Raw genomic sequence first — 6061 nt, 5'->3', positions numbered from 1 at the left:
AGAAGGACAAGAACAGGCCAGTTTTTGGGTGGAGGAAGGGTATACGGACCATTTACGCATGGGAGTTCAAAGATGCTCTCAATTGGCCTGTTGCGTAAGACATTCAAGATACGAATCTGCAAAAGGCTTCCAAAAGAGGCATGTCTTGAATACCACCTTGGAAACTGCGAAGCCCCATGTCAATTTAAGCAGGCACAAAAAGACTATGGTACCCATATTTCGGATCTTGAATCAATTCTAAAAGGCAAGCGACGACTGGAGGATTTTGTCAACAAGCTAGACCAAGACATGAAACAAGCATCAAATGATCGTCAATACGAAAAGGCAAAGGAGATACATGATACATTGCAACGACTCTCCAATCTACAGATCAAACAAAAAATGGAATCTCCGAAGATAGGCTCTGACGAAGAATATTTTGGAATTAAAATTAAAGACCAGACTGCACACTTGATGAGTTTTCGTTTATCAAACGGAGTGATAAAAGACAGGACCAAATTTTCTTTTGATCTAGTTGGTGACAATACATTTTCTAGTTTCCTATCGCAATACTACTCTACAAACCCAATTCCAAAATACGTTATTGCAAGCGAGGTACCTGACAAAAAGGACATACTTGAAGAAGTGCTTTCCCGTTCATCAGGATTTTCTGTGCACATAATGGTTCCAACAACTGGAAAAAGACGCGAGATAATTGATCTAATCATGAAAAACATCACACTTGCAATTACAAAGGGTGCAGACCCTGCACTTGTTGAGCTCCAAGAAAAACTAGGACTAGAAAACATTCCAAAAACAATAGAATGTTTTGACATCTCAAATCATGGAGATGATTATGCAGTTGGTTCCATGTCATGTCTTGTGGATGGAAGACCATACACATCAGGCTATAGAAAATTTAAGATTAAAACAGTACATGGAAGAGACGATTTTGCAATGATAAACGAGATAGTAAAAAGGCGATATCTCAGGCTAAAGGAAGAAAAGGCCAAGATGCCAGACCTCATACTAATTGACGGTGGGAAGGGCCAGCTAAACGCAGCACTTGGTGCCCTTCATGCAATTGGCGTCAATGTACCATGTGTCTCACTTGCAAAAGAGAACGAGGAAGTATACCAGCCAAAAAATAACAAGCCAATAATCATGCCAAAGAGTAGTCCAGCACTCAAGGCTTTACAGTATGCAAGAGACGAGGCGCACAGATTCGGAGTTGCATATAACAGAGCAATTCGCAAGTTTACATAAATGCCAAATTTGTCCTATCCATCGTGTCCCACTTTAAATTCTAGGGTGTACCAGTAATACCAGGCACAAAAATTGTCAAGAGAATATTTTCCATTTGGTTTTGCAGAAAAACTAGTCCAACAGAAAGGATCTGGATATCATGTAATTGTAGGAGCATTGATTCTCATAGTTGGAGTAGGCATTGGAATTGCAATGGACAACAGTTCCATAATTTACGGATCTCTTGTTTTAGGCATAGCATTAATCATTTCTGCATTTTTGATGATAATCAAACAATATGAAAGAGCAATAATACTACGACTTGGAAAATATCAGAGACAGGTAGGCCCAGGCATTCAAACAAGATTGCCTTTTGCAGACAACATTCTAGTGGTGGACATACGAGAAAAAGTAAGCGAGTTCAAAGCAGAGAGGATGCTGACAAAAGATAATGTGCCAGTAACTATTGATGCAATACTTCGTTACAAGATAATTGATGAACGTGCCAAGGATGCAATTCTAAATGTAGAAAATTTCAATCAGATGATCCAGCAAGTATCCCAGACGACACTTCGTAACAACATTGGTTCTTCACAATTCCAAGATGTTCTTTCAAAAAGAGAGGAGATCAATCAGCATGTCAGAACGATAATTGCAAATGAGGCAAGCAACTGGGGAATTGAGGTAACAGGAGTAGAAATTCGCCAAGTGATAATCCCACAAGAACTGGAATCGGCAATGTCAATGCAGGCACAAGCAGAGCGTGAAAAAAGCGCGAGAGTGACATATGGAGAATCCGAAGTTCTGGTTGCACAAAAATTTTTAGAGGCAGCAAAGGTATATGCGGATAATCCTGTGGCATATGCACTAAGACAATCAAACATGTTGTATGAATCCATCAAGGTACAAGGTAATACCATTGTCATGATTCCTTCAGAGTCACTAAATGCAATGGGATTTGGAAATCTTGGAACAACTATAGCATATCTTGAAAGTACCAAAAAGGCAGTAGAACAGCAAAAATCAAAAGAAGACAGATCTGAAAGCAGTGCTCAGAAATAAACAATCAAAGAATAGACATTTGGTTTTCATGGAACCGTAGATTTGAAAGTTCAATTTACATGTAATCATCGATTGATCCTTCACGCAAAGGTCGGGCATCATAACCCATCTTGACAAGGTCTGCAGCAAATTCGTCTACAAATCCATGAACAGTATAGATTTTCTCAGGATTACATCTTTTTACCAAGTTAATCAATTCCTGATAATCGCAGTGATCACTTAGTGGAATAGAATAGTCATGTCCTCGCGCGAAGGAAAATCTAGAAGACTGGGCCCATCCGCTAAATCCAATTGTTATTGCATCATACTTTGACTTCATGTGTCTGACAAAGGCATTTCTTTCACTCATATTTGGTGCAATCATCAACCATGGTTTTTTCTCAAGGAGCCCATTTGATTCTGCTTCAGTATGACCAATGGAATCGTTAAGAGAGATACCAAACTGTCGGTACAAGTCATTGACTTTTTTTACAGAGTCATGATAATACGGATGCCAGTGAGAGAACAAGTGTGAAAGAATTTGTGCCTTGCCAAGCTCATATCCAAGCAAAATCACGGGTTTTCCTTTTCCGTATAATTCTGAAATAATTTCATTTACGCGTTTTACAGTATCATCAATTGTAGGAAATACATATTCGGGCATTCCAAACGTACATTCTGTAATCAGTGTCTTACATTTTGGAACAGTTGCGCCTTTCATAAATCCCCTGTCACGAATCGATATGTCGCCTGTATAGAATAGGTCATCAAACAACAGTCCTTTTGCACCAAGTATGTGACCTGCGNTGCATTCAGTAATCAGTGTCTTACATTTTGGAACAGTTGCACCTTTCATAAATCCCCTGTCGCGAATAGATATGTCTCCAGTATAAAATAGGTCATCAAACAACAGTCCCTTTGCACCAAGTATGTGACCTGCATCAAACATGGTAAAATCCTCATATTCTTCTACATAGTTTTCAATTGAGTAACCCCTAAGCTTTGCAATCTCCGTTGTTTGTCTAGATGCAATAAGCACTCCTTGCCCCTTTTGATTATGCAAATGATCAAGATGTGCATGTGATACAAAACTTATCCCGTTTCCAGTACCACGTTTTGGATCAAGATGGACTATCTTGTCACCATGCATTACTACAATTCCATTTGATGTCATCTTGACCTTTGAACTCAATTTGAGATTTGTGCCCATAGGATTGGATATAAATTGCAAGATTAATCAGGCACAACATATGGTGTAATGGATTAAACATCGATCTTGGAAATAATCAGAATTAGTAAAGTGTTTATTCATATAAGAACAAAACCAGTTCATGCTAAATCTTGTCATTTTGATCTCAGGCAGGGGAAGCAACATGGAAAATATCTTAAAGGCTGTTAAAAAAAATAAAATTCCAATCAAGCCAGTATTGGTAATTTCAAACAAATCTGATGCAAAAGGCTTGGCCATAGCACAAAAACTAGGAGTCAAGACAGAGATAGTAGAAAGCAACGGCCTCAAGGGAGGAAACTGGGAGTATGATTCCAAGCTAGTCTCAGCATTAGAAAAGTACAAAATTACACCACAAAACTGCCTCATCTGCCTTGCAGGATTCATGCGAATCATGAGTCCTGAATTTATCAGACATTACAAGGGCAGGATAGTGAATATCCATCCAGCAATATTGCCAGCATTTCCAGGATTACACTCACAGAGACAAGCTTTGGAATACGGAGTGAAGTATTCAGGATGCACCGTTCACTTTGTTGATGAGGGAGTAGACACTGGTCCCATCATTTTACAATCAGTTGTAAAGATAAAAGATGATGACACTGAAGAGAGCATCTCCAAAAGAATTCTCAAGCAAGAACACAAGACATACCCAAAGGCAGTAAAACTCTTTTCCAAAGGAAAAATAAAGATAGTTGGAAGAAAGACAATAATTTCTTAAGAGTCAGGTCCGCCAAAAAAATACATTACAACAAGATCTTTTTTGTTTCCATGAAATTTGTGCGGAATCTTTTTTGTAACATAGTATGACATGCCTTCTGAAATGGAATAATCCTTCCCATTGATTGTAAGAAATCCATCGCCTTTTACTACATAATAAACCTCGTCGCTTTCATGTGGCTCTTGTGTGTCTTCATCTCCAGGTCCCAGGTGCAAGATTCCAGCTGCAATATTTTCCTTGTTTAGAAACGTGTGAAAGTATGTGTCACTTTTTGCAATTTTTTTTACATACTCGTTTGTATCAAATTCTATCTTCAAGCAAATCAACTAGAACAGAGTGCTTAATGATTTTAACTAAACTATACCACAGGTAAGACAAACCTCCAAAGATTAAATATCCAAAAAATCATCCAAGTTTGTTTGACTGGACAGAAAATAGATGGCAATCTAGTGGCAACATCAGTAAAAGACAGGGTAAGGTTAGCAGTCAAGGAACTATCATCAGATGGAATAGTGCCATGTCTTGCAACTGTTCTAGTAGGTGACGACCCAGCCTCTGCCACATATGTAAGAAACAAGCAAAAGACATGCGCTGATGTTGGCATCACCACAAAAGACCACAAACTTCCCGCGTCATTTTCCCAAAAAGAGATGAATTCGCTGGTCAATTTATTAAATAACGATGAGACGGTTCATGGCATTTTGATTCAACTTCCATTGCCAAGCCAGATAGATGACTTTACAACAACCTCAAGAATATCTCCCCTAAAAGACGTTGACGGGTTAACACCCTACAACATTGGCCTTTTGACATCAGGAAGATCAATTCTCAAGCCTTGCACACCTTCTGGAATAATGGAATTGTTTGACTATTACAAGATAAACCTTGAAGGAAAAAATGCCGTGATAATAAACAGGAGCAATCTTGTTGGAAAGCCACTCTACAACTTGATGCTTGAAAAAAATGCCACAGTTACAACGTGTCACTCTAGAACAAAAAATATCAAAGAACATTGTCTTGGTGCTGATATCATAGTCACTGCAATAGGGGACAGATCAAAGTTCATCCTAACAGAAGACATGGTAAAAGAAGGTGCTGTAGTAATCGATGTTGGCACCGCAAGACTTGAAGGAAAACTTGTGGGAGATGTAGATTATGACAATGTCATCAAAAAGGCATCATATGTGACACCTGTTCCAGGAGGAGTTGGTCCAATGACAATAGCGATGCTTTTAAAAAACACCGTTACAGCTGCATCAATTAGTAAAGAATTTGTCCAACCCAATTGAAAAATCAAGACTGCGCAAACAGCTGCTTGATGCACGAGATGAACTTTCACTTGATTTTATAAAAATTGCAAGTAACAAGATTAGAGATAATCTAAGAAAGATTGACTTTTACAGACAATCCAAGTCAATTGGTACGTATTATTCCATAGGAAGTGAAGTTCAGACACATGACCTTCTCCAGGAATTTTTTAACCAGGGTAAAGAGGTAGCGCTTCCCAGAGTGGACGGAGATGACTTGGTATTCAAAAAAGTGTCTAGCTTGTCAGATCTTGAACTTGGTAATTTTTCAGTGATGGAACCAAAGGAAAAATGCGAGACAGTCAAAAAACTTGATGTCATACTGGTTCCTGCAATAGCACTCACACGAGAAGGATACCGATTAGGATATGGTTTTGGATTCTACGACAGGTATCTAAATGGTAAGAAATCAAAGAAAATCGGTTTAACATATGCAAAACATGTGCTAAAGTCATTTCCATATGACGACCATGATGTAAAAATGGATTGTATTGTAACAGAAGACGCTGTTATTTACGCCAAGTAAAAAGGGAAAGCCCC

At 38.6% G+C, this 6061-nt stretch carries 6 protein-coding genes and 1 pseudogene; 5 read left to right on the top strand and 2 right to left on the bottom strand.

The features are described 5' to 3' along the window. Positions 1–1245: excinuclease ABC subunit UvrC (gene uvrC, locus DYY66_RS11360; protein ID WP_255496453.1), on the top strand; the 1245-nt coding region annotated here is incomplete at its 5' end. 72 nt (positions 1246–1317) lie between these two features. Further along, on the top strand, positions 1318–2286 hold the full coding sequence (locus DYY66_RS11355; protein ID WP_166289457.1) for an SPFH domain-containing protein: 969 nt from the start codon (positions 1318–1320) through the stop codon (positions 2284–2286). A 55-nt stretch (positions 2287–2341) separates the two neighbouring features. Here DYY66_RS11355 and DYY66_RS11350 read toward each other — a convergent pair. Then, a pseudogene (locus DYY66_RS11350) lies at positions 2342–3071 on the bottom strand (MBL fold metallo-hydrolase RNA specificity domain-containing protein); the annotation flags it as partial. A gap of 525 nt (positions 3072–3596) precedes the next feature. Between DYY66_RS11350 and purN the strand changes: the two are divergent. Continuing rightward, positions 3597–4214: a phosphoribosylglycinamide formyltransferase gene (gene purN / locus DYY66_RS11345; protein ID WP_166289455.1), complete on the top strand. Its 618-nt coding sequence runs from the start codon at positions 3597–3599 to the stop codon at positions 4212–4214. Here purN and DYY66_RS11340 read toward each other — a convergent pair. Continuing rightward, the gene (locus tag DYY66_RS11340) at positions 4211–4531 is read right to left on the bottom strand and encodes a cupin domain-containing protein (RefSeq protein WP_166289452.1); all 321 of its coding nucleotides are present in this window, start codon (positions 4529–4531) and stop codon (positions 4211–4213) included. The two genes, purN and DYY66_RS11340, sit on opposite strands and share 4 nt — an antisense overlap. Positions 4532–4633: 102 nt before the next feature. Here DYY66_RS11340 and DYY66_RS11335 point away from each other — a divergent pair, with 102 nt between their 5' ends. Beyond that, a complete protein-coding gene (locus tag DYY66_RS11335) occupies positions 4634–5503 on the top strand; it encodes a bifunctional 5,10-methylenetetrahydrofolate dehydrogenase/5,10-methenyltetrahydrofolate cyclohydrolase (protein ID WP_166289449.1) in 870 nt (289 codons plus the stop codon). Next, positions 5487–6047, top strand: a complete 561-nt coding sequence (locus tag DYY66_RS11330; protein WP_166289446.1) for a 5-formyltetrahydrofolate cyclo-ligase — start codon at positions 5487–5489, stop codon at positions 6045–6047. The genes DYY66_RS11335 and DYY66_RS11330 overlap by 17 nt, the downstream gene beginning before the upstream one ends. Positions 6048–6061 lie beyond the last annotated feature (14 nt).

It is taken from the genome of Candidatus Nitrosotalea sp. FS (assembly GCF_011319475.1).
In the GTDB taxonomy this organism is placed as follows: Archaea; Thermoproteota; Nitrososphaeria; order Nitrososphaerales; family Nitrosopumilaceae; genus Nitrosotalea.
The sequence above is the reverse complement of the archived record's forward strand: the minus strand, read 5'-3'. Positions and strand labels throughout refer to the sequence as shown.